The 24,858-nt window shown below is 67.4% G+C and carries 27 protein-coding genes; 9 read left to right on the top strand and 18 right to left on the bottom strand.

Going from position 1 to position 24,858, the window contains the following annotated elements:
* Positions 1-57: 57 nt before the first annotated feature.
* Entirely contained in the window at positions 58-633 is a 576-nt protein-coding gene (locus HRUBRA_RS02620) for a DUF4136 domain-containing protein (protein ID WP_035514286.1), read from the bottom strand.
* A gap of 425 nt (positions 634-1,058) precedes the next feature.
* On the opposite strand from HRUBRA_RS02620, the gene HRUBRA_RS02610 reads away from it, so the two are divergent.
* The 5 genes from HRUBRA_RS02610 (at position 1,059) to HRUBRA_RS02590 (ending at position 4,285) form a co-directional block, all read left to right on the top strand.
* The gene (locus HRUBRA_RS02610) at positions 1,059-2,027 is read left to right on the top strand and encodes a glucokinase (RefSeq protein WP_161787588.1); all 969 of its coding nucleotides are present in this window, start codon (positions 1,059-1,061) and stop codon (positions 2,025-2,027) included.
* Between the two features lie 35 nt (positions 2,028-2,062).
* Positions 2,063-2,302 carry a YgaP-like transmembrane domain gene (locus HRUBRA_RS02605; protein WP_035514284.1) on the top strand — a complete coding sequence of 80 codons (240 nt, stop codon included), beginning with the start codon at positions 2,063-2,065 and terminating at the stop codon, positions 2,300-2,302.
* Positions 2,302-2,685, top strand: a complete 384-nt coding sequence (locus HRUBRA_RS02600; protein ID WP_035514282.1) for a thiol-disulfide oxidoreductase DCC family protein — start codon at positions 2,302-2,304, stop codon at positions 2,683-2,685. Before HRUBRA_RS02605 ends, HRUBRA_RS02600 begins: the two co-directional genes overlap by 1 nt.
* Positions 2,666-3,313: a flavin reductase family protein gene (locus tag HRUBRA_RS02595; protein WP_035514280.1), complete on the top strand. Its 648-nt coding sequence runs from the start codon at positions 2,666-2,668 to the stop codon at positions 3,311-3,313. Before HRUBRA_RS02600 ends, HRUBRA_RS02595 begins: the two co-directional genes overlap by 20 nt.
* 69 nt (positions 3,314-3,382) lie before the next feature.
* The gene (locus tag HRUBRA_RS02590; RefSeq protein ID WP_052094305.1) at positions 3,383-4,285 is read left to right on the top strand and encodes a DUF3014 domain-containing protein; all 903 of its coding nucleotides are present in this window, start codon (positions 3,383-3,385) and stop codon (positions 4,283-4,285) included.
* Here HRUBRA_RS02590 and HRUBRA_RS02585 read toward each other — a convergent pair.
* The 5 genes from HRUBRA_RS02585 to HRUBRA_RS02565 all read right to left on the bottom strand — a co-directional run bounded on the left by HRUBRA_RS02585 (position 4,271) and on the right by HRUBRA_RS02565 (position 9,707).
* Positions 4,271-4,741, bottom strand: coding sequence for a regulatory protein RecX (locus HRUBRA_RS02585; protein WP_201771514.1), 471 nt, complete (start codon positions 4,739-4,741; stop codon positions 4,271-4,273). The two genes, HRUBRA_RS02590 and HRUBRA_RS02585, sit on opposite strands and share 15 nt — an antisense overlap.
* Before the next feature lie 113 nt (positions 4,742-4,854).
* Positions 4,855-5,907 (bottom strand): recombinase RecA, encoded by a 1,053-nt coding sequence (gene recA / locus HRUBRA_RS02580; protein ID WP_035514277.1) that lies wholly within the window; start codon positions 5,905-5,907, stop codon positions 4,855-4,857.
* Between the two features lie 174 nt (positions 5,908-6,081).
* Positions 6,082-7,116, bottom strand: coding sequence for a M14 family metallopeptidase (locus tag HRUBRA_RS02575; RefSeq protein ID WP_035514276.1), 1,035 nt, complete (start codon positions 7,114-7,116; stop codon positions 6,082-6,084).
* Positions 7,113-8,576 (bottom strand): glutamate--cysteine ligase family protein, encoded by a 1,464-nt coding sequence (locus tag HRUBRA_RS02570; protein ID WP_035514274.1) that lies wholly within the window; start codon positions 8,574-8,576, stop codon positions 7,113-7,115. Before HRUBRA_RS02570 ends, HRUBRA_RS02575 begins: the two co-directional genes overlap by 4 nt.
* A gap of 24 nt (positions 8,577-8,600) precedes the next feature.
* A complete protein-coding gene (locus HRUBRA_RS02565) occupies positions 8,601-9,707 on the bottom strand; it encodes an S-(hydroxymethyl)glutathione dehydrogenase/class III alcohol dehydrogenase (RefSeq protein WP_035514273.1) in 1,107 nt (368 codons plus the stop codon).
* 599 nt (positions 9,708-10,306) lie between these two features.
* Between HRUBRA_RS02565 and parS the strand changes: the two genes are divergently transcribed.
* The 4 genes from parS to fdxA all read left to right on the top strand — a co-directional run bounded on the left by parS (position 10,307) and on the right by fdxA (position 14,254).
* Complete coding sequence (gene parS, locus HRUBRA_RS15340; RefSeq protein WP_161787587.1) at positions 10,307-10,663, top strand: type II RES/Xre toxin-antitoxin system antitoxin; 357 nt, start codon at positions 10,307-10,309, stop codon at positions 10,661-10,663.
* Between the two features lie 5 nt (positions 10,664-10,668).
* Complete coding sequence (locus HRUBRA_RS02555; RefSeq protein WP_161787586.1) at positions 10,669-11,142, top strand: RES family NAD+ phosphorylase; 474 nt, start codon at positions 10,669-10,671, stop codon at positions 11,140-11,142.
* 117 nt (positions 11,143-11,259) lie between these two features.
* A complete protein-coding gene (mutS, locus tag HRUBRA_RS02550) occupies positions 11,260-13,785 on the top strand; it encodes a DNA mismatch repair protein MutS (protein ID WP_035514440.1) in 2,526 nt (841 codons plus the stop codon).
* 145 nt (positions 13,786-13,930) lie between these two features.
* Complete coding sequence (fdxA, locus tag HRUBRA_RS02545) at positions 13,931-14,254, top strand: ferredoxin FdxA (RefSeq protein ID WP_035514272.1); 324 nt, start codon at positions 13,931-13,933, stop codon at positions 14,252-14,254.
* Between the two features lie 42 nt (positions 14,255-14,296).
* Here the strand turns inward: fdxA and rpoS are convergent, their stop codons facing one another.
* The 12 genes from rpoS to tilS form a co-directional block, all read right to left on the bottom strand.
* Entirely contained in the window at positions 14,297-15,232 is a 936-nt protein-coding gene (gene rpoS, locus HRUBRA_RS02540) for an RNA polymerase sigma factor RpoS (protein ID WP_268870528.1), read from the bottom strand.
* Between the two features lie 234 nt (positions 15,233-15,466).
* Positions 15,467-16,255 (bottom strand): peptidoglycan DD-metalloendopeptidase family protein, encoded by a 789-nt coding sequence (locus HRUBRA_RS02535; protein WP_052094301.1) that lies wholly within the window; start codon positions 16,253-16,255, stop codon positions 15,467-15,469.
* Positions 16,256-16,258: 3 nt separating this feature from the next.
* A complete protein-coding gene (locus HRUBRA_RS02530; RefSeq protein ID WP_236629760.1) occupies positions 16,259-17,128 on the bottom strand; it encodes a DUF368 domain-containing protein in 870 nt (289 codons plus the stop codon).
* Positions 17,129-17,226: 98 nt separating this feature from the next.
* A complete protein-coding gene (locus HRUBRA_RS02525; RefSeq protein WP_035514434.1) occupies positions 17,227-17,859 on the bottom strand; it encodes a protein-L-isoaspartate(D-aspartate) O-methyltransferase in 633 nt (210 codons plus the stop codon).
* Between the two features lie 26 nt (positions 17,860-17,885).
* Positions 17,886-18,941, bottom strand: a complete 1,056-nt coding sequence (gene truD / locus HRUBRA_RS02520; RefSeq protein WP_084592404.1) for a tRNA pseudouridine(13) synthase TruD — start codon at positions 18,939-18,941, stop codon at positions 17,886-17,888.
* Complete coding sequence (gene ispF / locus HRUBRA_RS02515) at positions 18,938-19,417, bottom strand: 2-C-methyl-D-erythritol 2,4-cyclodiphosphate synthase (protein ID WP_035514266.1); 480 nt, start codon at positions 19,415-19,417, stop codon at positions 18,938-18,940. Before ispF ends, truD begins: the two co-directional genes overlap by 4 nt.
* On the bottom strand, positions 19,417-20,100 hold the full coding sequence (gene ispD, locus HRUBRA_RS02510; protein ID WP_035514265.1) for a 2-C-methyl-D-erythritol 4-phosphate cytidylyltransferase: 684 nt from the start codon (positions 20,098-20,100) through the stop codon (positions 19,417-19,419). Before ispD ends, ispF begins: the two co-directional genes overlap by 1 nt.
* Positions 20,097-20,399 (bottom strand): cell division protein FtsB, encoded by a 303-nt coding sequence (gene ftsB, locus HRUBRA_RS02505; protein WP_035514263.1) that lies wholly within the window; start codon positions 20,397-20,399, stop codon positions 20,097-20,099. Before ftsB ends, ispD begins: the two co-directional genes overlap by 4 nt.
* Positions 20,400-20,409: 10 nt before the next feature.
* Positions 20,410-21,696 (bottom strand): phosphopyruvate hydratase, encoded by a 1,287-nt coding sequence (eno, locus tag HRUBRA_RS02500; protein ID WP_035514260.1) that lies wholly within the window; start codon positions 21,694-21,696, stop codon positions 20,410-20,412.
* A gap of 34 nt (positions 21,697-21,730) precedes the next feature.
* On the bottom strand, positions 21,731-22,582 hold the full coding sequence (gene kdsA / locus HRUBRA_RS02495) for a 3-deoxy-8-phosphooctulonate synthase (protein WP_035514256.1): 852 nt from the start codon (positions 22,580-22,582) through the stop codon (positions 21,731-21,733).
* Between the two features lie 24 nt (positions 22,583-22,606).
* A complete protein-coding gene (locus tag HRUBRA_RS02490) occupies positions 22,607-24,241 on the bottom strand; it encodes a CTP synthase (protein ID WP_035514251.1) in 1,635 nt (544 codons plus the stop codon).
* A 236-nt stretch (positions 24,242-24,477) separates the two neighbouring features.
* Positions 24,478-24,858: tRNA lysidine(34) synthetase TilS (tilS, locus tag HRUBRA_RS02485; RefSeq protein WP_035514250.1), on the bottom strand; the 381-nt coding region annotated here is incomplete at its 5' end.

Genomic DNA, 24,858 nt, shown 5'->3' with positions numbered 1-24,858 from the left:
CAGCAGCCCAGGGCCCGGGGCAGGGACAAGAACAGGATAGAGCGAGGCAACCCGGCCTCAGGACGCAGGCGGTAGTTTCGCTATGGCTTCTCGCATAGCCTCGCGAACTTTGTCGTGGTCGATACGGTTGGAATCCTCCACAACCATACTGACCTGGACCCGCCAGAGGACGTCGGCTGTTCTTGCATCGAAGAACACCAGCTTGATCTTCCCGATTTCCACCGGGCCGCTGAGCGCATAGGCATTATCAAGTGCCGCCCCGTCAATTTGCCGGTTTACGGAGCTGCCGTAGAGCTCCTCGTTCGAACCCCCTGACACCAGCTGCCCGTCGTTGAAGCCCGGCATGGCAAAATATTCCAGCAGGAACTGGGCACTCGCCTTGTCGACGCGCTGGTAGCCGAGTTCAGACATTTTTTCTTCCACACCCGCGCGGATCGAGGGGCTCTTCCTTGTGGTCATGTCTTTGCTGAACCGGGGCTGCGACGGAGGCTCGCTGCGCCAGGCGTAACGGGAGTACTGAGTGGCTGCAAAAGCATCAGTGCCGTCGGCGGTCACATCGAGACCACTGCAGGCCACCAGGGCCAAAAGTGCCGTGACCGCCAGTAGCCCCCTGCGCGAGGCGACTGAAAGCATTGAAACTGCCGTACCTGCCATAAGCGACCTGTCTCCGGAAGAGAAGCCAAAAACATAGTATGGCAATCGTCAAGGGAATAAAACCTTATAAAAAAAGGGTTCATCGTAGCTCCTCAGCAGCCTCTGAGCGTGGCAGCCTTTGACAGGCCGCGAGCTCCTGACTCGGAACACCAGCTTGTTAGCACCATTACCGAAGCCGCGGATGACGACCTTGCTCTGCGCGCTGATCTGTAGCTGGGTGACGCGTAGCGAGGGCACCGGGGAAGCGCGGCGCTTGGGAGTGGCGGGGAGCTGGGGCATGATGCGCACCTTTCCCGGGGTTATCCTTGCCCGGACGGTCCGCCATTGCCCGGTACTGCGGTCAATCGGCAAAAGTCACTGACGTGGCGGGGTTTGAGGTGCGAAGAGACAACGAAACGCAAGCGGTGGCGGAGCATAGCGACGGAGCCCTGCTGGTCGGGGACATCGGCGGCACCAACAGCCGCTTCGCCATCGCCGCCGGCGGTGCCGGCTGGCCCCTGCTGGAGCATTGGCGGGAGCTGCCCAATGACGGCGCCGACGGGCTGGAAGACCAGCTCCGGCGCTACCTCCAGGCGTTGCCCGGTGCGGCGCCCACGGCGGCATGCCTGGCCATCGCCGGGCCCATCCGTGGCCGGCGTGCCCGGCTCACCAACCGACCCTGGACCATCGACAGCACGGCCCTCGAAAACGCCCTGGCCTTGCGCCGCGTAACGCTGCTCAACGACTTCGCAGCCCTCGCCCATGCCCTGGCCTTCCTGCCCCCGGCTGGCAGCACCGTCCTGCAGGCGGGTGCTGCCGGGGCAAGGGGGCCGCTGGCAGTGCTCGGCCCCGGAACGGGCCTGGGCGCTGCGCTGGTGCTCCAGCCGGGCGAGCAGCAGCAGGTAGTGCCCACGGAGGCCGGCCATGCCGATTTCGCTCCGGTGGCGCCGCGGGACTGGGCGCTGCAGCAGGCCCTCACCGCCACCGCTGCGCCGGTTACCGCCGAGCAGGTGCTTCGCGGCGATGGCATCGCACAACTTTATCTGGCCCTCGGTGGCGGCAAGCGCACAACTGCCGCCGTCTGCGCTGGGGCCGGCGACGATCCCCTGGCGGACGAGGCGCTCAGCTGGTACCTGCAGCTGCTCGGGCGTTTCGCCGGGAGCCTTGCGGTCACCCTCGGCGCCACCGGCGGCGTCTACCTGGCCGGGGGCGTACTGCCACGCCTCGCCGGGACTCTCCCCGGGAGCGGGTTCCTCGACGGCTTCAACGACCGCGGTCCCCTGGCGGATTACGCCCGCGCCATCCCCGTGCGCCTGGTCACCGAGCCCGCGGCAGCCGCAGGTGGTGCCGCGATCGCAGCGCGGCATGCATCTGACCGGCACAGTGCAGCGTAGGTACAGATGAATTCTCCTGCGCAACGGTGGGGAACATGATCAACCGCAACCTTGGAACCATAGAACGCCTGCTCCGCCTGCTCGGCGCCGTGATCCTCACGGGCTGGCTCTTTACGCGAGGCAGTCACGACCTGCTGAGTGCAGTGGCCGCGGTCGCTGCGCTCGCCCTTTTCGCCAACGCCATTTTTTCCCGCTGCTACCTCTGGGCATTGCTGGGGCTCAATAGCTGCGACCCGAAGGACGAACATTGCGGGGCACCGCCCCGGGGATCCTGATGACCGCTATTCTCTACTACGACGGGCGCTGCGGCCTCTGCGCCCGGGAAATTGCCCGCCTCGAACGCCTGCGTGACGACGGGCTAGCCCTGTGCGATATCCACACCCTTGACGCCGAGCCCGAGCCCGGTGAGCCGGACCGCGACACGTTGCTGCGAACGCTCCACCTGCGCACCGACGACGGACGCTGGCTCACCGGGGCAGACGCCAACGTGGCAGCCTGGCGCCATACCCGCTACGGCTGGCTCTGGGGCTGGCTCCGCTGGCCGCTGCTGCGGCGCCTCGTCGACCCCGTGTACGCGCACTGGGCAGCCTGGCGCTACCGGCGCCTCTATGGTGATGGCTGCGCCACCGGGAGCTGCCATGTTCCTGAAGAGCACTGAGCTGGCGGCGCTGGAGCGCCGCTATCGGGCGGCCCTGGTCAACGGGATCACCGGCTACAAGCCCGCCAACCTGATCGGTACCGTCGATGCTGCCAGGCGCAGCAACCTGGCGATCATGAGCTCCCTGGTCCACCTCGGCTCGAACCCGCCGCTGCTGGCTCTGGTGATGCGCCCGGACAGTGTTCCCCGGCACACGCTGGACAACATTCTTGCCACGGGCCATTACACGGTGAACCACGTCGGCGGAGCCTTTATTGAGCAGGCCCACCAGACCGCGGCGCGCTACCCGCGGGAAGTCTCCGAGTTCGCCGCCGTAGGCCTCGGCGAGCACTGGCGGGACGACTTCCCGGCGCCCTTCGTCGAAGAAGCTTCGGTACGTCTGGGCATGGCCCTGCGTGACCACCAGCCACTCGCGATCAACGGCACCCATCTGGTCATCGGCGAAGTGGTTTTTCTCGAACTCCCCGACGCTTGCCTGCACGAGGACGGCAGCGTCGACCTGGCTGCAGCCGATACCGTCGCTCTCGCCGGCCTCGACCGCTACTACCGCCCCCGGGACCCCAAGCGCATGGCTTACGCCAAAGCGGAGCAGCCGCCCAGGGTTGTCGGGGCTCCCGGAGACGACTGACCCGGCCGTTACCGGCAGCCCCGGAATCTGCTAACGTCCACGGTCTACCCTGGGTTCCCGGAGGACACGATGCAGGCCAAGCAGAATGACCGCCTTACCAACACGGCAGGCCGCCGCGGCGGCTCGCCGGTCCTCGTTACTGCCGCCGCGCTGTTCATCGTTGCAGGCATTGCCTGGCTCCTGCTGGGCCCGGATGACGCACCGCCGGAAGAACCGGCGACGATGGTCGTCCCGCAAACGCCGGACCCCACACCTCCCCGCGTCGCCGAACCCGTTGCCCCGGACATCCCCGAGCGGCCGGTGCCCGCGGAGCCTGAGCCCGCCACCGGGGAAGCCGACGACGAACCGGCGCCCGAGCCGGAACCCCCGGCAGAACCCGAGGAACCGCCGCTCAGCCTGGACAACAGCGACCCCGTGGTCCGCGACGCTCTCGCTCCCTATGCCGCCAGGGGTCTGCCCGCGCAGCTCCTCGGCCACAGCAACCTGCTGGAGCGCGGCGTGGCCGCCATGGATGCGGTGCGCCGCGGCGTGGTACCGACCAAGGTATTCAATCTGCCGAAGCCGCGTGGCGACTTCCGTGTGCACGAAGTAGACGGCCGCACGGTTATCGACCCGATGAGCTACCGGCGCTACGACGGTGTCGTCGACGCCATCGTGGCGACGCCGGTCGAGCCTCTGGCGACAGCCTTCCAGGACTATCGCTCTCTCCTCGAAACGGCCTACGGAGCCCTGGGCTATGCGCCGAACAAGGTGGATAACGCGCTCGTGGCCGCCCTGGACCGCATCATCGCCCTGCCCGTTCCCGAGGGCGACATCGAGGTGATGAAGGTGGAAGCCATTTACGCCTACGTGGACGAGGACTTGGAGGGCCTGAAGCCTCTGGACAAGCAACTTCTGCGCACCGGGCCTGACAACCTGCGGCGCCTCCAGGACCACGCCCGCGAACTACGCCGGGCCTTACTCGAGCCCTGAGCCCCAGGGGTCATCAAGGGCCCCGGTGTCGAAACCGCGGTAGTGCAGAAAGCGCAGCCGCCGGGCCAGCTCCCGGCGATCCGCCGGTGGCCGGACGCCGAATTTCTTATCCGCCACCCGGCGTGCCAGGCGGGACCAGTCGCAATCGGCACCCGCCACAGCGCGGTCGGCGAGGTCGTTGTCGATCCCCCGTTCGCGCAGTTCCCGCACCAGGCGCAGAGGCCCGTAGCCGCGCTCGCTGCGGTGACGGACGTAGCTTTCCGCAAAGCGCCCATCACTCTGCAGGCCATCCCGCACCAACTGCTCCAGAGCGCCCTCGAGCACCTGCGGCGCGAAGCGGCGCCCCAGCTTGCGCAAAAGCTCCCGCCGGCTGTGCTCCCGGCGCGCAAGCAGGTCCATAGCGGCCTTGCGGGCCGCCACGGGGTTACGCTCGGTGTCGTTATCTGCGGCAACCATGGAAGAAAGGATAGTCGAGAAAGAAAAAAGGGTGCCGGGGATGAGAGTGGGTGATGTGGGTCCCGGCACCCTGAAGTCAGGCGGCGCCCCGAGAGGCACCGCGAAGGCGGTGTTTACGCCTCGTCGTCGCCTTCACCGGCTTCCGGCGCTTCGGCGGGGGCCTCTGCGGCAGGCTTCTTGATATCGAGCACCTGATCGCGAACGAGCGTCTCGATCTCACTGGCCAGCGCGGGATTGTCCTCGAGGAACTTCGATGCGTTAGCCTTGCCCTGGCCGATCTTGTCACCCTTGTAGGCGTACCAGGCGCCCGACTTCTCAACCAGGTTGAGCTTCACGCCCCAGTCAATGATCTCTGCCATGCGATTGATACCGCGGCCATAGGTAATCTGGAACTCGGCCTGTTTGAACGGCGGCGACACCTTGTTCTTCACCACCTTGACCCGGGTCTCATTGCCGACGACCTCATCGCCCTCCTTCACCGCGCCGATACGGCGGATGTCGAGGCGGACGGAGGAGTAGAACTTGAGAGCATTACCCCCCGTGGTGGTCTCCGGCGAACCGAACATGACGCCGATCTTCATGCGGATCTGGTTGATGAAGATCACCAGGCAGTTGGTCTGCTTGATGGTGCCCGTAAGTTTGCGCATGGCCTGGCTCAGCAGCCGTGCCTGGAGGCCAACATGACTGTCGCCCATTTCGCCTTCGATCTCTGCCTTCGGCGTGAGCGCGGCGACGGAGTCGATGACGAGTACGTCGACAGCGCCGGAGCGAACCAGCATCTCTGCAACTTCCAGCGCCTGCTCGCCGGTATCCGGCTGCGACACAATCAAGTCATCTACCTGCACCCCGAGCTTCTCGGCGTAGCTCGGATCCAGCGCGTGCTCGGCGTCGATAAACGCAGCGGTTCCGCCGGCCTTCTGGGCCTCGGCGATGACCTGCAGCGTCAGCGTGGTCTTGCCGGACGACTCCGGGCCGTAAATCTCACAGATGCGGCCCTTGGGCAGGCCGCCGATGCCGAGGGCAACGTCGAGGCCGAGGGAGCCGGTGGAAATGGCCGGGATGGCAACCCGCTCGGTATCGCCCATGCGCATGACCGTGCCCTTGCCGAACTGCCGGTCGATCTGGCTGAGGGCGGCTGCCAGTGCCTTTTCCTTGTTCGCGTTCATGTCCACTCTCCGTCGCTCCCGATGGCCGAAGCCGTCTGCCGTTGTTGACTACTGTATATATCCTCAGTGCTTTCTCCAGCGATTGCAAGAGGTTCGCGACCTCAAATCCGGGCAAAATCAGGCCCTGTCGCCCGAACCGGCCTGAAAAAGCGACAGGTCACGCGTGCAGGCCGGTCAGGCTGAGATCGGGCGGCCATCGTCGGCAACGGCGTAGAACAGACAGTCATCCTGAGCTATGGCGGCGTTGGTGGTGACCATGAACAGCTTCAGCGGCCCCGCCGGGCGCAGTTCGCCCGCCTCGATGCGCACGAGACGATCCACGGCACAGGCCCCCGAGGCATCCACGGCCCGGAAGAGACGACCGGGGATACCGCCGGTCCAGCCAAGGACGACCTGGGGACCGACGTTGCCGAAGTTATGCTGCTCGATATCCGGCCGCAGCGTGATGTCGTGCCCGGCGCAGGGCCGCTGCGCATAGGTGAGGCTGACGCCCGCGCGCAGTTCGAGGCGCACCGGATCGGTCAGGCGCTCGAGCCCGCCCTCGCGGGCACCGGCACTGAAGATATCCCCGGCCGCGGCATAGCGGCAGAGGCCCTCCCAGGCGCAGCAGTGGGCGGCGTCATCGAGGCGGCCGCCCACCTCGATGGTCACCGTGGGGCAGCGCTGGTCGCTGCGCTCCATGAGCGCGCCCAGGTCCAGGTGGGAAATGATCAGGCGCCCGGTGAACAGCGCCGCCAGCGCATCGTGCTGCCGGTCCGGAAAGGTGCACACGGCAAAGGACGGCCCGGAGCCGGACGTATTGTGCATGTCCACCACCGCCTCCGGCCGGTGCAGGCGCAGCAGCTCGAGGATCTCCTCCGCCAGCCGGCCCTGGGCATCGTCGAAGGGCGGGCGGAAGCAGCGGTTCAGGTCCCGGGCCCGGGGCAGCATGCGATGGGTGAACAGCGGCTCCGTGAGGGCCGCGGTCACCGAGGCGACGATGCAGACCAGGTTCACCGCCGGGCGTTCACCATGCCGCAGCCAGCGCCAGAGCGCCATGGCGCCGGAGGGCTCATTACCGTGCAGAAGGGTCACGAAGGCGCGGCAGCGGCTATCGTCAGCGCCCGAGACGTAGAGACATGCCGGGCCGTCGAGCCAGCTCAGAAAGGCCTCAACGCTGTCACCGACGGCGGCCGGATCCGGGTCGCGGAGAAAACGAAAGCGCCTCACAGAGGCCACTCCGCCACCGGCCGGTTGCTGTCGGCCAGGGCCATGAAGCGCTTGAGCATCTCGTGCAGTGCATCGGGGGTCGGCAGACCGCCATCGAGGCCGTGCAGGGTGTCGAGCTGCCAGGTAGCCCCCGTCTGCCGCGACGCCAGCCGGGCGCCGATAACGCCGAGGTAGTGGCTGATTTCCTCCGCCGGCGTACCAATAGCCGCGAGCCCCTCAGCGGCCAGCGGCAGGCACGCTTCGAGGAGCTCCGTCACCGGCGTTTCCGCCAGCCCGTGCTGCTGCTCCCGGGGCCAGACGAGCTTCGCCTCCAGGCCGTGCTGAGCGGCGCGGTAGAAATTGTATTCGGCAATGTGAAAAGGCAGCGCCGGCAACAGGCGATTGATCCGGGGGCGTAGGCCCTCGGCAAGGCCCACCAGAAAGGCGGCGTTGGCAACCATGTCCACCGCCGTGGGCCCGGCCGGCAGCGAGCGCAGCTCGATGCGCAGGTGGCCTCCGTCCACCGGGTCGTAGACCGGCCGGTTCCACAGCCACACCGTAGACAGGTGAAGGCGCAGTTCGTCGAGGGACGGCGCGGCTCCCGGCTCACGCTGTCCACACAGAGGCAGCAGCGGCGGATAGAGGCGCACCTGCTCGGCGAACAGTTCGTGGGCGCCGTGGCGCACCCAGCCACGGCCGAAGTTCACCCGCGCCGGCTCGCTCCAGCTGTAGCGGTCGCGCTGCCGGCAGTCGATGGACTGCTTGAACAGGGGAATGCGTGTTTCCCGCCACAGCGCATGGCCGAAGAGCGTCGGCGAGTTGCCGGCGAGCGCCAGCGCCAGGGGCGTGGCGAGCTGCAGCGCGTTGTAGCTGTCCGCATAGACGGCCGGCGCCACCCGGTAGTGCACCTGGAAGGAGGTGTTCGCCCCCTCCAGGGTGATATCCGCCATGTCGAGCTGCAGCGGGTTGCGGCCGTTGATGTCGATGCGAAAGTTGCTGCCCCGGCGCTCGATGAGCTGCGCCACCAGGGCGTGGTAGCGGCGGCGGTCGGTGATGGAGCCCGGGCCGAAGTCCACCTCGCGCAGCGTGGGCAGGATGCCGATGGCCACCACCTTGCCGCCGTGGGTCGCGGCATGGCCCTGCAGGTCCCGGAGGCAGCCGAGAATCTCCCGCTCCGTAGCTGAAAAGGCACCGCCGGCCACCGGGCCCGGGGTCAGGTTGTACTCGAGGTTGTAGCGGTTGAGCTCCAGCGTGAGCCGCGGGTCGGCCGCCGCGGCGTGGAGCTCCTGGTTCACGTGCAGCGGATTGCCGTCACCATCGACCAGATAGAGCTCGAGCTCGGCACCAAGGGTGGCCGGCCCGGCGCCGAAAGCCGGGTCGGCGAGCAGCGCCTCAAGGTCCGCGAGATTGGCCTCCAGCCGCGCCTCGAAGGCACGGAAGTCCTCCGGGCCGAAGGCGGTGCGGTCGATCTCGATACCCACGGCGCCGAGGCCCTTGCGCGACCGTCAGTAGAGGACCACGGAGCGGATGCTCTCGCCCGCGTGCATCAGATCAAAGGCCGTATTGATCTCCTCCAGGGGCATGGTGTGGGTGATCAGGTCATCGATGTTGATCTGCCCTTCCATGTACCAGTCGACGATCTTCGGCACGTCCGTGCGCCCGCGGGCGCCGCCGAAGGCGGTGCCCTTCCAGGTGCGGCCCGTGACCAGCTGGAAGGGCCGGGTGCTGATCTCCTGGCCCGCGCCGGCAACGCCGATGATACAGCTCTGACCCCAGCCCTTGTGCGTGCACTCGAGCGCCTGGCGCATGACATTCACGTTGCCGATGCACTCGAAACTGTAGTCCACGCCGCCGCCGGTCATGGCGATGAGGTGCTGGGTGACGTCGTCCACCTCCTTCGGATTGACGAAGTCGGTCATGCCGAACTGCCGGCCCAGGGCCTCCTTGGCCGGGTTCATATCCACGCCGATGATGCGCGAGGCGCCGACCATGCGCGCCCCCTGGATAACATTGAGGCCGATGCCGCCGAGGCCGAAGACAGCGACCGTGGCCCCGGCCTCGACCTTCATGGTGAAAGCGACGGCGCCAATACCCGTGGTCACGCCGCAGCCGATGTAGCAGATCTTGTCGAAGGGCGCGTCCTCACGCACCTTCGCCAGGGCGATTTCCGGCAGCACCGTGTGGTTGGCGAAGGTGGAGCAGCCCATGTAGTGAAGGAGCGGCTTGCCGTCGAGGGTGAAGCGGCTCGAGCCGTCCGGCATGACGCCCTGGCCCTGGGTCTCACGAATCGCCTGGCAGAGGTTGGTGCGCGGATGCAGGCAGAAGTCGCACTCCCGGCACTCCGGCGTGTACAGCGGGATCACGTGGTCGCCGGGCTTCAACGAGGTCACCCCCTCGCCCACCTCGACCACAACCCCGGCCCCCTCGTGGCCCAGGATCGTCGGGAAGGCGCCCTCCGGGTCATCCCCGGACAGGGTGAAGGCATCGGTATGACAGACACCCGTCGCCTTGAGCTCCACCATGACCTCACCGGCGCGGGGGCCCTCGAGGTCCACCTCGCAGATTTCCAGGGGCTTGCCGGCGCCGAAGGCGACTGCTGCACGTGTTTTCATGGAAGCGGTTCCTTTGCTGTAAAACGGAAGGCGGGAACACCGGATCATAGAGAGTTGGGCGCGCTGCGCCAATGGCAGTGGCGTGCGCCCGGCCCACCGCGGCCGCTCTCGCGCATAAACGTGGGAAACGCTTATCGCGCGCGAAACAAGGCACTTGGCCCTTCCCGCGTCAATGAGACCCCGGCGCGAAGCCGGGGCATTCCACTTCATTGTCCTTTACGATCCAAGACAGTCCAGGCGGATGGAAGACCGGGGGCTGCCCCGAGTCACGCTTGCTGTGGTCGCCGCCCAGCGACTGACCTATACTTGTCAAATGATTTGCAAAAATATACCAAATGACACAGAACCGACCAACGGCGGTGCCTCTCATGACCTCGACTATCGCAGCTGACAATCCCTCCAACTCGCCCCATGGCGAACGCAAGTCGCGGGCTAGAAAAACAAAAAAGAAGCCGGATGCTGACCATAGGTCGTCCACCGTTGAGATGCCGGCAGCAGCCAGAACATACAGCGCCAAGGCGCGGTCTACGAAAGGATCGGCGCACACCGTCTACGGTGTCCTTGGCCTTGAAGGAAGCCCGAAGGCCGAGTGGGAGCTGGTGGCTAGCGGCCTCAAGGTGCGGACGCTCGAAGCTCTGTCTGCGCATATGGACATCAAGCCTGCCCGGCTCTGGGAAGTCCTTCTGGGCTACTCACCCTCGACCCTCGCTCGACGGAAGAAATCCACTGACAAGACGCTGACCACGGAGGAGTCCGACAAGGTCGTCCGGTTCGCCCGGCTTCTGGTATTCGCCACCAGGCTGATGGACGGCGATGAGGAGGCGGCTCGCCGATGGATGAACTCGAAGCTCCCCGCGCTTGGCCATAAGACACCGCTCGAGGTGGCTGCGACGGAGGCCGGCGCAAGGCGGGTAGAGGATGTCATCAGTGGCCTGAGTTACGGTATGTTCAGCTGATGGTCGTGCACCGCATTGCTCAGGCGCAGCATGCGAGGAACGGCAAACAGATGATGTCCGGTATCGGCGGACTGCACAGCTCACAGCGCTGGCATAGCAAAGGTCACCGCATCGTCTACACCTCAACGTCACTGCCGCTGGCTGTGCTTGAGGTGCTTGCCAACCTGCAGCAGACCGATAAGTTGCAGCTGTACTGGGTCATGCGGGTGGAGGTCCCCGACGAACTGGTCGCGGCGCCCGCAGCGGACGATCTGCCCGGGGACTGGAACGAGCGGGACGGGGAGCCACTGGCTGCAAGAGCCTACGGTGACGGGTGGCTGAGCAGTCACGAGTCTGTAGCGCTGCTCGTCCCGAGCGCTGTGCTTCCCTCGGAATTCAATGTCCTGCTCAACCCGGAGCACGAGGACTATCAATACATCACCTATGACAAGCCTCTACCCTTCGATTTTGACCCGAGGCTGATTACGCCCGGGCGCTAGTGTCCTTAACCGGCACCGCGCTCGCTGGCACAGCGCCGGGGCCCTAACCTACAATCCACCGTTTTGCAGCGAGTGACCCCCGTGGCGGCCAGCAGCGGCAACGACCAGCACACCCCGATGATGCGGCAGTACCTGCGCATCAAGCGCGAGCACCCGAACGAGCTGCTGTTCTACCGCATGGGTGACTTCTACGAGCTGTTCTACGACGATGCGAAGCAGGCGGCGAAGCTGCTGGATATCACCCTCACGGCCCGCGGCAAGTCCGCCGGGGAAGCCATTCCCATGGCCGGCGTGCCCTATCACGCCGCCGAAGGCTATCTTGCCCGGCTGGTCAAGGCCGGCGTAGCCGTGGCGATCGCCGAGCAGATCGGCGACCCGGCCGAGAGCAAGGGCCCCGTGGAGCGGCGGGTCGTACGCATCGTCACCCCGGGCACGCTCTCGGACGAAGCGCTGCTGGACGAGCGCACGGACCAGCTCATCCTCGCCATCACGACCCGCGGCGAGGATTACGGTATCGCACACCTGGACCTGTCCAGCGGGACCTTCCGGGTTCTGGAGGTCGCCGGCGAAGAGGCCCTGTGCGGCGAGCTGGAGCGCCTGGACCCGGCAGAGGTCCTCTACGACGAGAAGCTGGGCAACGCCGCCGTCACCGGCCGCCGCGGGGCCCGCTCGCAGCCGGCCTGGGAGTTCGACCCGGAGAGCGCCCGCCGCGCCCTGAACGAGCAGTTCCAGACCCGGGACCTCGCCGGCTTCGGCTGCGAGGGCCTCACCCTCGCCGTAGGCGCCGCCGGCTGCCTGCTGCAGTACGTGAAGGATACGCAGCGCTCGAACCTGCCGCACATCACGGCGCTTGCCGTGGAGCGGCGCAGCGACAGCGTCGTTCTCGATGCTGCCACACGCCGCAACCTGGAGATCGACCGCAACCTCGCCGGCGGCGAGGAGCACACGCTGCGCTGGGTCATGGACCGCTGCGCCACGGTCATGGGCAGCCGGCTGCTGCGCCGCTGGCTGCACCGGCCGCTCACGGACCGTGAGGAGCTTACGGCGCGCCAGGACGCGGTAGACGTCCTCCTCAGCGGGCATCGCTACGAGAGCCTGCGGGAGCGTCTGAAGCCTATCGGCGACGTCGAGCGCATTCTCACCCGCATCGCCCTGCGCTCCGCGCGCCCCCGGGATCTCACCCGGCTGCAGGTCGCCCTCGACGCGGTGCCCGGGCTGGCGGCGGACCTCGCCGACCGGGACGCAACGCGGCTCGCCGCCCTGCGCACGGCCCTCGGTGAGTTCCCGGCGCTGCGCGACACCCTCGGTCGCGCGCTGGTGGAGAACCCGCCGGCGGTGATCCGCGATGGCGGCGTCATCGCCGACGGCTTCGACAGCGAGCTCGACGAGCTGCGCGCCATCTCCAGCAACGCCGGCGACACGCTGGTGGCCATCGAGCAGCGCGAGCGCGAGGCCACGGGCCTGTCCACGCTCAAGGTGGGCTACAACCGGGTGCACGGCTACTACATCGAGATCAGCCGCGCCCAGGCGAAGGACGCCCCGGAGCGCTACACCCGGCGGCAGACGCTGAAAAACGCCGAGCGCTTCATCACCCCGGAGCTGAAGACCTTCGAAGACAAGGCCCTGTCGAGCAAGAGCCGGGCCCTGGCGCGGGAAAAGGCCCTCTACGATGGCCTGCTGGACCAGTTGAACGAGGCCCTCGCCCCCCTCAAGACCTCGGCCGCCGCCATCGCCGAGCTGGATGTGCTCGCCAACCTCGCCGAGCGCGCCGACGCCCTCGAACTCAGCCGCCCTGAGCTCGTCGAGGAGGCCGTTTTCGAGGTCAGCCAGGGCCGGCACCTGGTGGTGGAACAGGTGATCGATGAGCCCTTCATCGCCAACGATGCGCTGCTCAATGACGAGCGGCGCATGCTGCTCATTACCGGGCCAAACATGGGCGGCAAGTCTACCTACATGCGCCAGAATGCGATCATCGCCCTGCTCGCCCACAGCGGCAGCCGGGTGCCGGCGGCATCGGCGCGCCTCGGCGTCATGGACCGGATCTTCACCCGCATCGGCGCCGCCGACGACCTCGCCAGCGGCCGCTCCACTTTCATGGTGGAAATGACCGAGACGGCGAACATCCTGCACAACGCCACGCCGCGCAGCCTGGTGCTCATGGACGAGATCGGCCGCGGTACCAGCACCTTCGACGGCCTCAGCCTGGCCTGGGCCGCCGCCGTGCACCTCGCCCGCAGCGTGCGCGCCTTTACCTTCTTCGCCACGCACTACTTCGAGCTGACGGCCCTGCCCGAGAGCTGCCCGACCATGGTCAACGTGCACCTCGACGCCACCGAGCACCGGGACCACGTGGTGTTCCTCCACCAGATCCAGGCCGGCCCGGCGAGCAAGAGCTTCGGACTGCAGGTGGCGAAGCTCGCCGGCGTCCCCCAGGCCGTGCTCGCCGCGGCGGCGGATAAGCTCCGGGAGCTGGAGGCCGGCCGCACCGCGGCGCCCCCGGCACCGGCACCGGCACAGAACGACCTGTTCTCGGACCCGGCGAAGCACCCGGTCCTGGCCGAACTTGCCGAGCTGGACGTGGACGCCCTGTCCCCCCGGGAGGCACTGGCACGGCTCTACGCCCTGCGCGACCGGCTACGCTGAGCACAACCTGCGCCAGATCAATAAGACGCTATAACTGCAGGTTTTGTAGGCTTATTCCCCCCCCGGCCGCCCTTCCCGTAAGGCCCCCTGGCCGCTACACTAGCGCCGTTTTCCGATTTGCCCAGCAATTAAGGCGGTGACAGCTATGACGTTCGTAGTAGGTGAGGACTGCATCAACTGCAAGCACACGGACTGCGTCGAGGTGTGCCCCGTGGACTGCTTCTACGAGGGACCGAATTTCCTGGTTATACACCCGGACGAGTGCATCGACTGCGCTCTCTGCGAGCCCGAGTGCCCGGTCGACGCCATCTTTTCCGAGGACGAGCTCCCGGCGGACCAGCAGGCCTTCCTCGAGCTCAACGCGGAGCTTTCCGAGGTGTGGCCGAACATCACGGAAATGAAGGAAGCGCTGCCCGAGGCCGAAGAGTGGGCAGGCAAACCGAACAAGCTGGAGTTGCTTCAGCGCTGAGTATCTCCGGGGCTTCTCCGCCCCGGCGCGCAAGCCCCGCCCCTAGTGGAGCAGTGCGTCGACGGAGAGACCCTGGCGCTCCATGATCCGGCGCAGCCGCTTCAGCGCCTCCACCTGGATCTGCCGCACACGCTCCCGGGTCAGGCCGATTTCCTGTCCCACTTCTTCCAGCGTCGCCGTCTCGTGGCCGAGCAGGCCGAAGCGCCGGGCAACGACCTCGCGCTGCTTTTCGTTCAGTTCATCCAGCCACAGCACAATGCCCTCGGCGACATCCCGGTCCTGCAGGAGGTCCGAAGGATCCAGGGCAGCCTCGTCGGCAATGGTATCGACCACCGAGGTCTCTGATTCCGGCCCGAGGGGTGCATCCATGGAGGCGATGCGCTCGTTGAGACCGAGAAGCCGGATGACATCTTCCACGGGCTTGTCGAGCATATCGGCGATTTCTTCTGCGCTCGGCTCGTGGTCCAGCTTCTGGGTCAGCTCCCGCGCCGCGCGCAGATAGACGTTGAGCTCCTTGACCACGTGGATGGGCAGACGGATGGTGCGGGTCTGATTCATGATGGCCCGCTCCATGGTCTGGCGGATCCACCAGGTCGCGTAGGTAGAGAAGCGGAAGCCCCGCTCGGGGTCGAACTTCTCCACGGCACGCATGAGGCCGAGGTTGCCTTCCTCAATGAGGTCGAGCAGCGACAGGCCGCGGTGCAGGTAGCGGCGCGCGATCTTCACCACGAGCCGGAGGTTACTCTCGATCATGCGCTTCCGCGCTGCTTCGTCGCCGCCGAGGGCGAGGCGCGCGAAGTGCTTCTCTTCGTCCGCCGTCAGCAGCGGCGAGAAACCGATTTCACTGAGATAAAGCTGCGTGGCATCGAGGCTGCGTTCGTTACTGCCGGGCTCGAACACCTCGTTTTCTCCGGAAGCCTCGGCAGGGGGGTTGCCGTCACCGTCCTCCAGAGCAGCAAAGGGATTGTCAGCAGACAACAACTCCGAGACATCCGCGGGCTGTGGCCCCCCTTTGCGCGCAGTGTCGTTACCGTGCGCGACCTTTGATCTTCCCATATGAGTGCCAGCGTCCTTTCCGCACAGTGGCGGATCAGGTTGCATTCAGAGAACCCTGAAAGAGATTACCCAAGGCCGGGAGCTGTGACAACCAGCCTTGACACGACCTGAACGGGTTAGCGCGGCAGTCACAAGACCTGACCCCCGCAGCCCTGCCTAGCGCTTTGGCAGCAGCGACAACGGATCAACGGGCTTACCGTCGCGACGGATCTCAAAGTGCAGCTTGACGCTGTCGGTGCCGCTGCTGCCGCGGGTGGCGATACGCTGGCCGGCTGCCACGGGCTCGCCCTCCCCGACCAGCAGGCGGTCGTTGTGCCCATAGGCACTGAGGAAGCGTGGATTGTGGCGCACGATCAGCAGCTGACCGTAGCCCGCGATGCCGGCTCCGGCATAGACCACGCTCCCGGCGGCGCTGGCCCGCACCGGGTCGCCCTTCGCACCGGCGATATCAATGCCCTTGTGTACGGTGCTGGAAAAACCCCGGGCCACCTTCCCCGCGGCGGGCCAGCGCCAGCTTGCCACCGGCGCATCGGACACCTTGGCCGCTGTGGGTCGCGGAGGCGGCGCCGGCGCTGTGGCCCGGGAAGCAGCCTTCGGCGTCACCCTGGGGGTGGCGGTTGCCACCTCTCGCGGCACCGGCGGCCGCGCCGTCTTCTGCGCTGCGGGGGCCGGCGAGGTCTTCAGGGCCAGACGCTGACCGGGATAGATCGTATACGGGGCGGCGATACCGTTGGCGGCGGCAAGGCCCCGGAAGTCGAGGCCGAAACGGAAGGCAATACTGTAAAGCGTATCGCCGGACGCGACCGTATAGCGACCGGCGCGGTCGATGCCGCCGGCCGCGCCGCGGTCTTCGATCGGCGCCGGGGGATTGCCGCCGCAGGCGGCAAGGCCCAGCAGGAGCCCGAGCACCGCCGCCAGCGCAGCACTTCCGCGGCCCGGGCCCATGGCTCAGGTCCCCGGGTCGCCCCAGCGCCGCTCCAGCTGCCACACAAGCGCGAAACCAAGGGTCATGAAGAGAAGCGACGGCAGCAGCTGCGCCGAAGTGCCCTGGGCCGCAGACCAGGTGTCCGGGAAGACCGGCAGTAGCTGCCCCGCCCCCGTTGCCAGCTTCCAGGGCCAGACGGCGAGGAGCGAACCGGCGAGAAAGCCGGTGAGCAGGCCCATGGCGGGACCGTGAAAGCGCGCCAGGAGCCAGTGCAGAAACCGCGCGAAGGCAAGCAGACCGCAGGCAGCACCGGCCGCGAACAGACCGAGGGCGGCAAGATCGAAGCTCTCCACGGCAGCCAGCACGGGGTCGTACATGCCGAGCAATACCAGGATGAAGCTGCCGGACACCCCCGGCAGGATCATCGCGCAGATGGCGAAAAAGCCCGCGAAGAACAGCGCCGCGGCGCCGCCGTCGAAGCGCACTGCCGGCGACAGGGAAACGGCGGCAGCCGCTAGGAGACCGATCAGCACAGCAAGAACTATCGCGCTGCTCCAGTGCGGCACCTGCCGCAGCAGCCAGAGCGCCGAGCCGGCGATAAGCCCGAAGAAGAAGGCCCAGAGCAGCACCGGATGCGCGTCCAGCAGCCAGCCGATGAGATGGGCGAGCGTACCGACGCTGGTGACAATGCCGGCAAGGAGCACCAGCAGGAAGGCCCCATCGACCCGCCGGAAAGCGCCCGCCAAGCGCCCGGCCAGGAGGAGCCGAAATACCGGCAGACCGAAGGCGCTCAGGGCGCCGAGAAGGCGATCGTAGATACCGGTGATGAAGGCGATGGTGCCACCGGACACACCGGGAACGACGTCGGCCGCGCCCATGAGCAGGCCGCGCACGAAAACACCGCCCAAACCGGGCCCCGGGACCGGCGTAGGCCGGTTGTCGGGGCCCGCGGCAGGCTCATCGGCGCTATCCGCCGTCGGCGAATGATGGGTCACCGCTGCACCCCGGGGCGCAGGGGAACGAAACGCACGGCGTCGAAGGTCTCGCTGCGAAAGTCGTCGCCGTCGCGGGTGATCACCTTGAGGTGCTGCAGGCCCCCCCCCACCGGAAGGACCAGACGCCCCCCGGGAGCGAGCTGGGCAAGCAGCGCCTCGGGCACCTGTTCCGGCGCCGCAGCGCAGAGCACGCCATCGAAGGGCCCCTCCTCGGGCCAGCCGAGCATGCCGTCGCCGTGGCGCAAGCGCACGTTACGCAGCTTGAGCCGGCGCAGGCGCTTGCGCGAGGCTTCGAGGAGGGGCTTGATGCGCTCCACCGCATAAACCTGGCCGACAAGCTGGGCGAGGATCGCCGTCTGGTAACCCGAGCCGCTGCCGACCTCGAGCACACGCTCCAGGCTGCCGCCGGCGAGGAGCAGGGATGTCATGCGGGCGACAACATAGGGCTGCGACAGCGTCTGCTGGTAGCCGATGGGCAGCGCCGTATCTTCGTAGGCGCGGTGGGCCATGGCCTCGTCAAGGAACAGATGCCGGGGCGTGGAGCGCATCACCTCGAGCACCGCGAAGTCATCGATGCCCTGCTCCCGGAGCCGCTCGATGAGCCGCTCACGGGTCCGCTGCGACGTCATGCCGATACCGGCCAGATCCGGACTGTTCACGGCCCCGCTTGCTCCTTGTGAGAATAATCCACCAGCTCGGCGACCACCGCTGTGGCGAAGCTGCCCGTGACCAGCGTGAAGGTCAGAATAAGGGAACCATCATCACAAAACTCCCAGGCAAAGTCACCCGGCAGGACCCTTGCCGCGCGGTACGCGAGCTCCACGCCGACGCGCTCGAGGTGGGCAAGATCGGTAACGAGAGACGACCAGGCCGCATCCTGCCGGGCGCGGGCGTCCGCCCCTTCCCGGCGCTCACCGCGGCCCGGCAGCGGCAGCGCCAGGTGGAGATCGCCGGCAGCGGCCCGCGCCGCCAGATCATCGCTGCCGTCGTGGGCAAAGAGGCTGCGGCTGCCAGCGAGCTGACACACGTCACCGGGGGCGACGGTCTCCCAGTCACCGGCGCGGACGCGCTCGGCAAGCAGTGTATTGAAAGCCTCGGCGCGCAGCGCGGAGAGCAGCATGCCGCGTCGGCCCCGGCCCCCGGGCGGGCGACCGCCGTCGCGCCAGCGCCGCGCCTGAGCGAGATTGCTACCGCCGCTGCCGAAACGCTGCTCGCCAAAGTAGTTCGGCGCGCCACGGCGGGAAAGATCGAGCAGCCGTGCCTCCAGGGGCCCGCGCAGATCGCCCCCGCCCACCGGGGTGAGCTCGCGCAGGCGCAGACGGAAGGCATTGCCCCGGTGTACCCCCCGGCGCAGCTTACGCGGGTGCCGGGCCATCGCCAGCACCGCCAGCGCCTCGTCCTCGGCGAGCAGGGCCGGATCCGGGTCAGCCCGGCCGGGCAGCTGTACGCTGAACCATTGCGTGGTTACCGCGTGACGGTCCTTGCGCCCGGCATAACTCACGGCACTCGGCGCTACCGCCGCCCAGCGCGCCAGGCGCTGGGCTACGGCCTCGGTGTCGAGGCCGCGCTTGCGCAGAGACAGGAACAGGTGCTCGCCCTCGCCCTCAGGTTCGAAGCCGAGCTGTTCATCGACCTGGAAATCCTCCGGCAGGACCCGCAGCCGGGCCGTCGCCACCGCCGCGCCCCGGGGCGAGGGCCAGGGGCCGGTCACGGGCTTGCGGGGACCAGCAGCACCACCGCGTGGGCCGCGATACCCTCGCGGCGGCCACAGAAGCCGAGGCCCTCGGTAGTGGTGGCCTTGACATTGACCGCGTCCAGATCGGCCGCGCAGTCGGCGGCGATGCGCTCGATCATGCTGGGAATATGCATCGCCAGCCGCGGCGCCTGGGCGATTACCGTGAGATCGGCGTTGCCGAGCAGGAAACCGGCGCTCTGCACTTGCGCCATCACCCGCCGCAGCAGGTCGCGGCTGTCGGCCCCGGCCCAGGCCGCATCATCATCGGGAAAGTGACGGCCGATATCGCCAGCGCCAATGGCGCCGAGGAGTGCATCGCAGAGCGCGTGCAGCACCACATCGCCATCAGAGTGTGCTGCGAGCGCCTGCTCGTGATCGATGCGCACACCGCCGAGGATGACGTGATCGCCGTCGCAGAAGCGGTGGACATCGTAGCCATGGCCGATACGCATCAACTGTTCTCCCCCGCCGCCAGCAGGCAGCGTGCCAGTAAAAGATCGTCTGCGGTGGTCACCTTGAAGTTAGTCCGGGGCCCCGGCACAAGGCCCACGGGGTGGCCGGCAGCCTCCATAGCCGAGGCCTCGTCGGTAACCGCGCCGGCACCCGCCAGCGCCCGGGTCAGCTCGCCGAGGCGGAACAACTGCGGCGTCTGCGCGAGCCACAGACTGCGGCGGTCCACGGTGGCCGCCACGGTGTTGCCGTCATCGCTGCGCTTCACCGTATCACTGACCGGCTGGGCAAGGATCGCGCCGCTGCCGCCGGCGGCCACGGCGTCGATAAGGGCGCCGAGGCTCTTGGCGTCGAGGCAGGGGCGCGCCGCATCGTGAACCAAGACCCAGTCGTCCTCGGCGGCGCGCTCGCCCAGGGCAGCGAGGCCGGCCGCGACCGAGTCAGCGCGCTCGGCCCCGCCCTCTACCCGCAGCACCCGCGGGTCCTGCAGGCATGCGAGGGCAGCGGCCCGCTCGTCGCCGGCACGCAGGGCCACGGCAACGCCTTTCACCCGCGCGTCAGCGAAAAGCGCACGCAGGCTGTGTTCTAGCAGGGTGCGACCGGCGATTTCGAGGTACTGCTTGGGGACGGCGGCGCCGAGGCGACTGCCGATGCCAGCAGCGGGGATAACGCCCCAGCAGTTCACGGCTTGCGCGGCGGGGACGGCGTGGCCCCCTCCTCCAGGAACTGATAGAACACCTCACCATCGCCCACGAGGTTCAACTCCTCCCGCGCCCGCTGCTCGACCACGGCCTTGCCCGACTGCAGGTCGAGCACTTCCCTGGCCAGCTCCTCGTTGCGCGCCCGGAGCCGGGCGTTGTCGCGCTCGCCGTCCTGTACCAGGCGCTGCAGCCGCTGGCGCTCGGCGAGGCTGCCTTCGGCAAACCACAGCCGGTACTGGAGGACAAGAACCAGGCAGGCGAGGACGAGCAGCAGCCAGCGCAAGGGCGCGCCCTCAGCGCGTCAGTTCCAGCCGGCCGCGGTAGGGGGCATCGCTGCCCAGTTCGGCCTCGATGCGCAGGAGCCGGTTGTACTTGGCCACGCGGTCCGAGCGGCAGAGAGAGCCGGTCTTGATCTGGCCGGCGCCGGTGGCGACGGCGAGGTCGGCAATGGTGGTGTCCTCGGTCTCGCCGGAGCGGTGCGAGATAACAGCAGTGTAGCCGGCCGAACGCGCCAGGTTGATCGCGTCGAGGGTCTCGCTCAGGCTGCCGATCTGATTGAATTTGATCAGGATGGAGTTGCCCACGCCGCGCTCGATGCCCTGCTGGAGGATCTTCGTGTTGGTGACAAAGAGGTCGTCGCCAACCAGCTGGACCCGGTCACCAAGGCGCTCCGTGAGCAGCTTCCAGCCATCCCAGTCCCCTTCGTCCAGACCGTCCTCAATGGAAAGGATCGGGTGTGCATCGACGAGCCCGGCGAGGTAGTCGACAAAACCGGCACTGTCGTAATCCCTGCCTTCGCCGGCGAGCACATAACGGCCCCCCTTGTAGAACTCGGAGGCAGCGCAGTCGAGGGCGAGAGTGATGTCGCTGTCCAGCGCGTAGCCGGCGTTGGCAACGGCCTCCGCAATGACCTCGAGGGCAGCTGCGTTCGACGGCAGGCTGGGCGCGAAACCGCCCTCGTCACCCACGGCGGTAGCGAGGCCACGGCCCGCCAGCACCTTCTTCAGATGATGGAAGATCTCCGCGCCTACGCGCAGGGCTTCGGTGAAGGTCGTTGCCGACACCGGCTGGATCATGAACTCCTGGATATCAACATTGTTATCGGCGTGCTCGCCACCGTTAAGGATGTTCATCATCGGCACGGGCATGGACAGCGCCGGCCCGCCGGCCAATTCATTGATATGCCGGTACAGCGGCAGGCCCCGGGACTGGGCGGCGGCCTTCGCGGCGGCCAGGGAGACGGCGAGAATGGCGTTGGCGCCGAAGTGGGCCTTGTTGTCCGTGCCGTCGGCAGCAATCAGCCTGTCGTCCAGCGCCCGCTGAGCGCAGACGTCACAGCCGAGGAGCAGCTCGCGGATCGGTCCGTTAACGTTATCGACCGCCTGCCAGACGCCCTTGCCAAGGTAGCGGCTGCTGTCGCCGTCACGCAGCTCCAGCGCTTCCCGGGAACCCGTGGATGCCCCGGAGGGCGCGCAGGCGGCACCGAGGCTGCCATCCTCCAGAAGCACCTCGGCGAGCACCGTGGGGTTGCCGCGGGAATCGAGAACCTCGAAGGCGCGGACGCCGTTGATCATGCTCATAGGAACTCCTTGACGCTGAACAAACGCTGAAAGATTAGTCGATGGCCAGCGGCGGCAGCGCCTTGACCAGCTCATCCACGGCCCTGGCCTGGTCGAGGAAGGGTTCGAGCTGCCCCAGCGGCAGCGCACTCGGGCCGTCGCAGAGCGCCTTTGCCGGGTCCGGATGCGCTTCGAGAAACAGCGCCGCAACGCCGACGGCAAGGCCCGCCCGGGCGAGCTCGCCGACCTGCGCCCGGCGCCCGCCGGAGGCGGCACCCAACGGGTCGCGGCACTGCAGGGCGTGGGTCACATCGAAGACCAGGGGCACGCCGTCACAGGCGTCACGCACCACCCGGAAACCGAGCATGTCCACCACCAGGTTGTCATAGCCGAAGTTGCTGCCGCGCTCGCAAACCATGAGCCGGTCATTGCCGCACTCGCGGAACTTCTCGACCACGTTCTTCATCTGCGTGGGGGAGAGAAACTGCGGCTTCTTGATGTTGATGACCGCGCCGGTCTGCGCCATGGCGGCCACGAGATCGGTCTGCCGGGCGAGAAAAGCCGGCAGCTGGATAATGTCGCAGACCTCGGCGGCAGGCGCTGCCTGCAGCGGTTCGTGCACATCGGTGACCACCGGCAGGCCGTACTCGGCCTTTACTGCGGCGAGGATCTCGAGGCCCTCTTCCAGGCCCGGACCGCGGAAGGAGTGGATCGAGGAGCGGTTGGCCTTATCGAAGGACGCCTTGAACACCAGCGGGATACCCAGCCGCTCGCAGACCTCCTTGTAAACGCCGGCAACGTCGAGGGCAAAAGCTCGGCTCTCAAGCACATTGACGCCACCGAGAAGCACAAAAGGCTCCCGGTTGCCGATGCGCAGGTCTCCTACCGTAACCACCCGATCCGTCATGCGTGCCTCCCCGGCAAGCCGCCCTCAGCCACGCCCGGTGGCGTGCTCACAGGCTGCCTCGATGTAGCTGGTGAATAGCGGATGCCCGCCCCGGGGGCGGGAGGTGAACTCCGGGTGAAACTGGCAGGCGATGAACCACTGGTGCCCGGGCAGCTCGACCATCTCCACAAGGTTGTTGTCGGCGGACCAGCCGGCGACACGCATGCCCGCATCCTGCAGCCGCTGCACGTAATTATTGTTGACCTCGTAGCGGTGCCGGTGCCGCTCGTGGATCGTATCGGCGCCATAGATATCGCGGACCATACTCCCGGGCGCCAGATGGCAGGGCTGGGCACCGAGGCGCATGGTGCCGCCGAGGTCCGAGCTCTCGTCGCGCTGTTCGGTGCTGCCGTCGGCGTTCTGCCACTCGGTGATCAGGGCGATGACCGGGTGCGCGGCGTGCGGCTGCATTTCCGTGGAGTGAGCACCCTCGAGGCCACAGACATTGCGCGCGTACTCGACCAGCGCCACATGCATACCCAGGCAGATACCGAGAAAGGGAATGCTGTTCTCCCGGGCATAGCGCACGGCGGCGATCTTGCCCTCCACACCGCGGTCGCCAAAGCCGCCGGGCACGAGAATCGCATCAGCACTGGCGAGCACCCCCGGGCCGTCGCGCTCGATGTCTTCCGCCTCGACGTAATCCACCTGGACGTCGGCGAGGGCCTGCAGGCCGGCGTGGGCCAGGGCCTCGTTCAGCGACTTGTAGGCATCGGGCAGCTCCATGTACTTGCCAACCATGGCGACGCGCACGTGCTTGTTCTTGTCGCAGAACTCCCGGCGAAGCACCTCGTCCCACTCGGAAAGATCGGCCGGCGGACACTCGAGCTGAAAGCGCTCGGTGATGAAATCGTCGAGGCCCTTCGCGTGCAGCGCGCCGGGGATGCGGTAGATGGAGTCCGCATCCATGACCGGGATGACCGCCCGCTCCTCCACGTTGGTGAAGAGGGAGATCTTCTTGCAGGCGGAATCATCGATGGGCACGGTGCAGCGGCAGAGCAGAATGTCCGGCTGCAGGCCGATGGAGCGCAGTTCCTTCACGGAGTGCTGCGTGGGCTTGGTCTTGATCTCGCCGGCAGTGGCGATGTACGGCACCAGCGTGAGGTGCATGAGCAGGGCCCGGGAGGAGCCGAGCTCCACCTTGAGCTGCCGCGCCGCCTCAAGGAAGGGCAGGCCCTCGATGTCGCCGACGGTGCCGCCGATCTCTACCACGGCGACGTCGGCATCACCGGCACCCTTGAGGATGCGGCGCTTGATCTCGTCGGTGATGTGCGGGATCACCTGCACCGTGCCGCCGAGGTAGTCGCCGCGGCGCTCCTTCGCGAGCACCGCGTTATAGACCCGGCCGGTGGTGAAGTTGTTGCTCCGGCGCATGGTCGTGTGCGTGAAGCGCTCGTAATGCCCGAGGTCCAGATCAGTCTCGGCGCCGTCCTCGGTGACGAAGACCTCGCCGTGCTGGAAGGGGCTCATGGTGCCCGGGTCGATGTTGATGTAGGGGTCGAGCTTGAGGAGGGTGACCTTGAGGCCGCGGGCCTCCAGCACCGCGGCGAGCGATGCCGCGGCAATGCCCTTGCCCAGGGAGGAGACCACACCACCAGTCACGAAGACGAAACGCGTCATGAAAAGCCTTTAGTACGCCGTTGTCAGGGAGCCCACAACACCGCAACGGGCCGGCGTGCCGGTCGCCACGCTCACCGCGCAAGTCCTGCGAAAAGATGGCGTTGAAGGCTACCAGAAAGACCCCGGCCGCTCAATTGAAAAGGCGCCTGCGAGGCCCTGTGGACGCGGCGTCCCCACGGCGACAAAGCCGGCAACAGGCCCGGGAGCCTCGGCGCGAGAAGGCGCCTCAGCCCGAATCAGCCGTCCCGGTAATCAACCCCCGACCGATCCCAGCATAGCCCCCAGGGACAGCCCTCGGCCCGCCAGCGCTCGCCGGCCGCCAGCACCCGGCCCTCACTATTTCGCAGCAAGGGCAGCCGCGCCCGCCACCAGGGCGGCACGCCGGCCTCCTGGAACAGCGTCTTCAGCCGTCGCCGATGCGTTTCTCCGGCCAGCTGCAGACGCTCCCCGCCACGGCGGAAGGCCAGCAACGGGGGCTCGCCTTCGCCGCTACCGGCGACGCGTAGCGTGCCTACTCCCGGGACCGCCAACGCCTCCCCGGGCGCCAGGGATCGGGGCGCCGGCGCGACGAAGGGCTCAGGCCGCGGCAGCAGCCAGGCCGCCGCGCCGAAGCGGCC

Origin of the sequence: Pseudohaliea rubra DSM 19751 (assembly GCF_000764025.1) — a bacterium.
GTDB classification, from domain to species: domain Bacteria; phylum Pseudomonadota; class Gammaproteobacteria; order Pseudomonadales; family Halieaceae; genus Pseudohaliea; species Pseudohaliea rubra.
The sequence above is the reverse complement of the archived record's forward strand: the minus strand, read 5'-3'. Positions and strand labels throughout refer to the sequence as shown.

Excerpts from the sequence above, each read along its gene's own strand:
- mutS (WP_035514440.1), top strand. The coding sequence starts at position 11,260 with ATGATGCGGCAGTACCTGCGCATCAAGCGCGAGCACCCGAACGAGCTG.
- HRUBRA_RS02525 (WP_035514434.1), bottom strand. The coding sequence starts at position 17,859 with ATGACGTCGCAGCGGACCCGTGAGCGGCTCATCGAGCGGCTCCGGGAG.
- HRUBRA_RS02535 (WP_052094301.1), bottom strand. The coding sequence starts at position 16,255 with ATGGGCCCGGGCCGCGGAAGTGCTGCGCTGGCGGCGGTGCTCGGGCTC.
- HRUBRA_RS02585 (WP_201771514.1), bottom strand. The coding sequence starts at position 4,741 with ATGGTTGCCGCAGATAACGACACCGAGCGTAACCCCGTGGCGGCCCGC.
- HRUBRA_RS02590 (WP_052094305.1), top strand. The coding sequence starts at position 3,383 with ATGCAGGCCAAGCAGAATGACCGCCTTACCAACACGGCAGGCCGCCGC.
- ispF (WP_035514266.1), bottom strand. The coding sequence starts at position 19,417 with ATGCGTATCGGCCATGGCTACGATGTCCACCGCTTCTGCGACGGCGAT.
- HRUBRA_RS02595 (WP_035514280.1), top strand. The coding sequence starts at position 2,666 with ATGTTCCTGAAGAGCACTGAGCTGGCGGCGCTGGAGCGCCGCTATCGG.
- kdsA (WP_035514256.1), bottom strand. The coding sequence starts at position 22,582 with ATGACGGATCGGGTGGTTACGGTAGGAGACCTGCGCATCGGCAACCGG.
- HRUBRA_RS02490 (WP_035514251.1), bottom strand. The coding sequence starts at position 24,241 with ATGACGCGTTTCGTCTTCGTGACTGGTGGTGTGGTCTCCTCCCTGGGC.
- fdxA (WP_035514272.1), top strand. The coding sequence starts at position 13,931 with ATGACGTTCGTAGTAGGTGAGGACTGCATCAACTGCAAGCACACGGAC.
- HRUBRA_RS02565 (WP_035514273.1), bottom strand. The coding sequence starts at position 9,707 with ATGAAAACACGTGCAGCAGTCGCCTTCGGCGCCGGCAAGCCCCTGGAA.
- HRUBRA_RS02600 (WP_035514282.1), top strand. The coding sequence starts at position 2,302 with ATGACCGCTATTCTCTACTACGACGGGCGCTGCGGCCTCTGCGCCCGG.
- HRUBRA_RS02620 (WP_035514286.1), bottom strand. The coding sequence starts at position 633 with ATGCTTTCAGTCGCCTCGCGCAGGGGGCTACTGGCGGTCACGGCACTT.
- recA (WP_035514277.1), bottom strand. The coding sequence starts at position 5,907 with ATGAACGCGAACAAGGAAAAGGCACTGGCAGCCGCCCTCAGCCAGATC.
- eno (WP_035514260.1), bottom strand. The coding sequence starts at position 21,696 with ATGAGCATGATCAACGGCGTCCGCGCCTTCGAGGTTCTCGATTCCCGC.
- HRUBRA_RS02605 (WP_035514284.1), top strand. The coding sequence starts at position 2,063 with ATGATCAACCGCAACCTTGGAACCATAGAACGCCTGCTCCGCCTGCTC.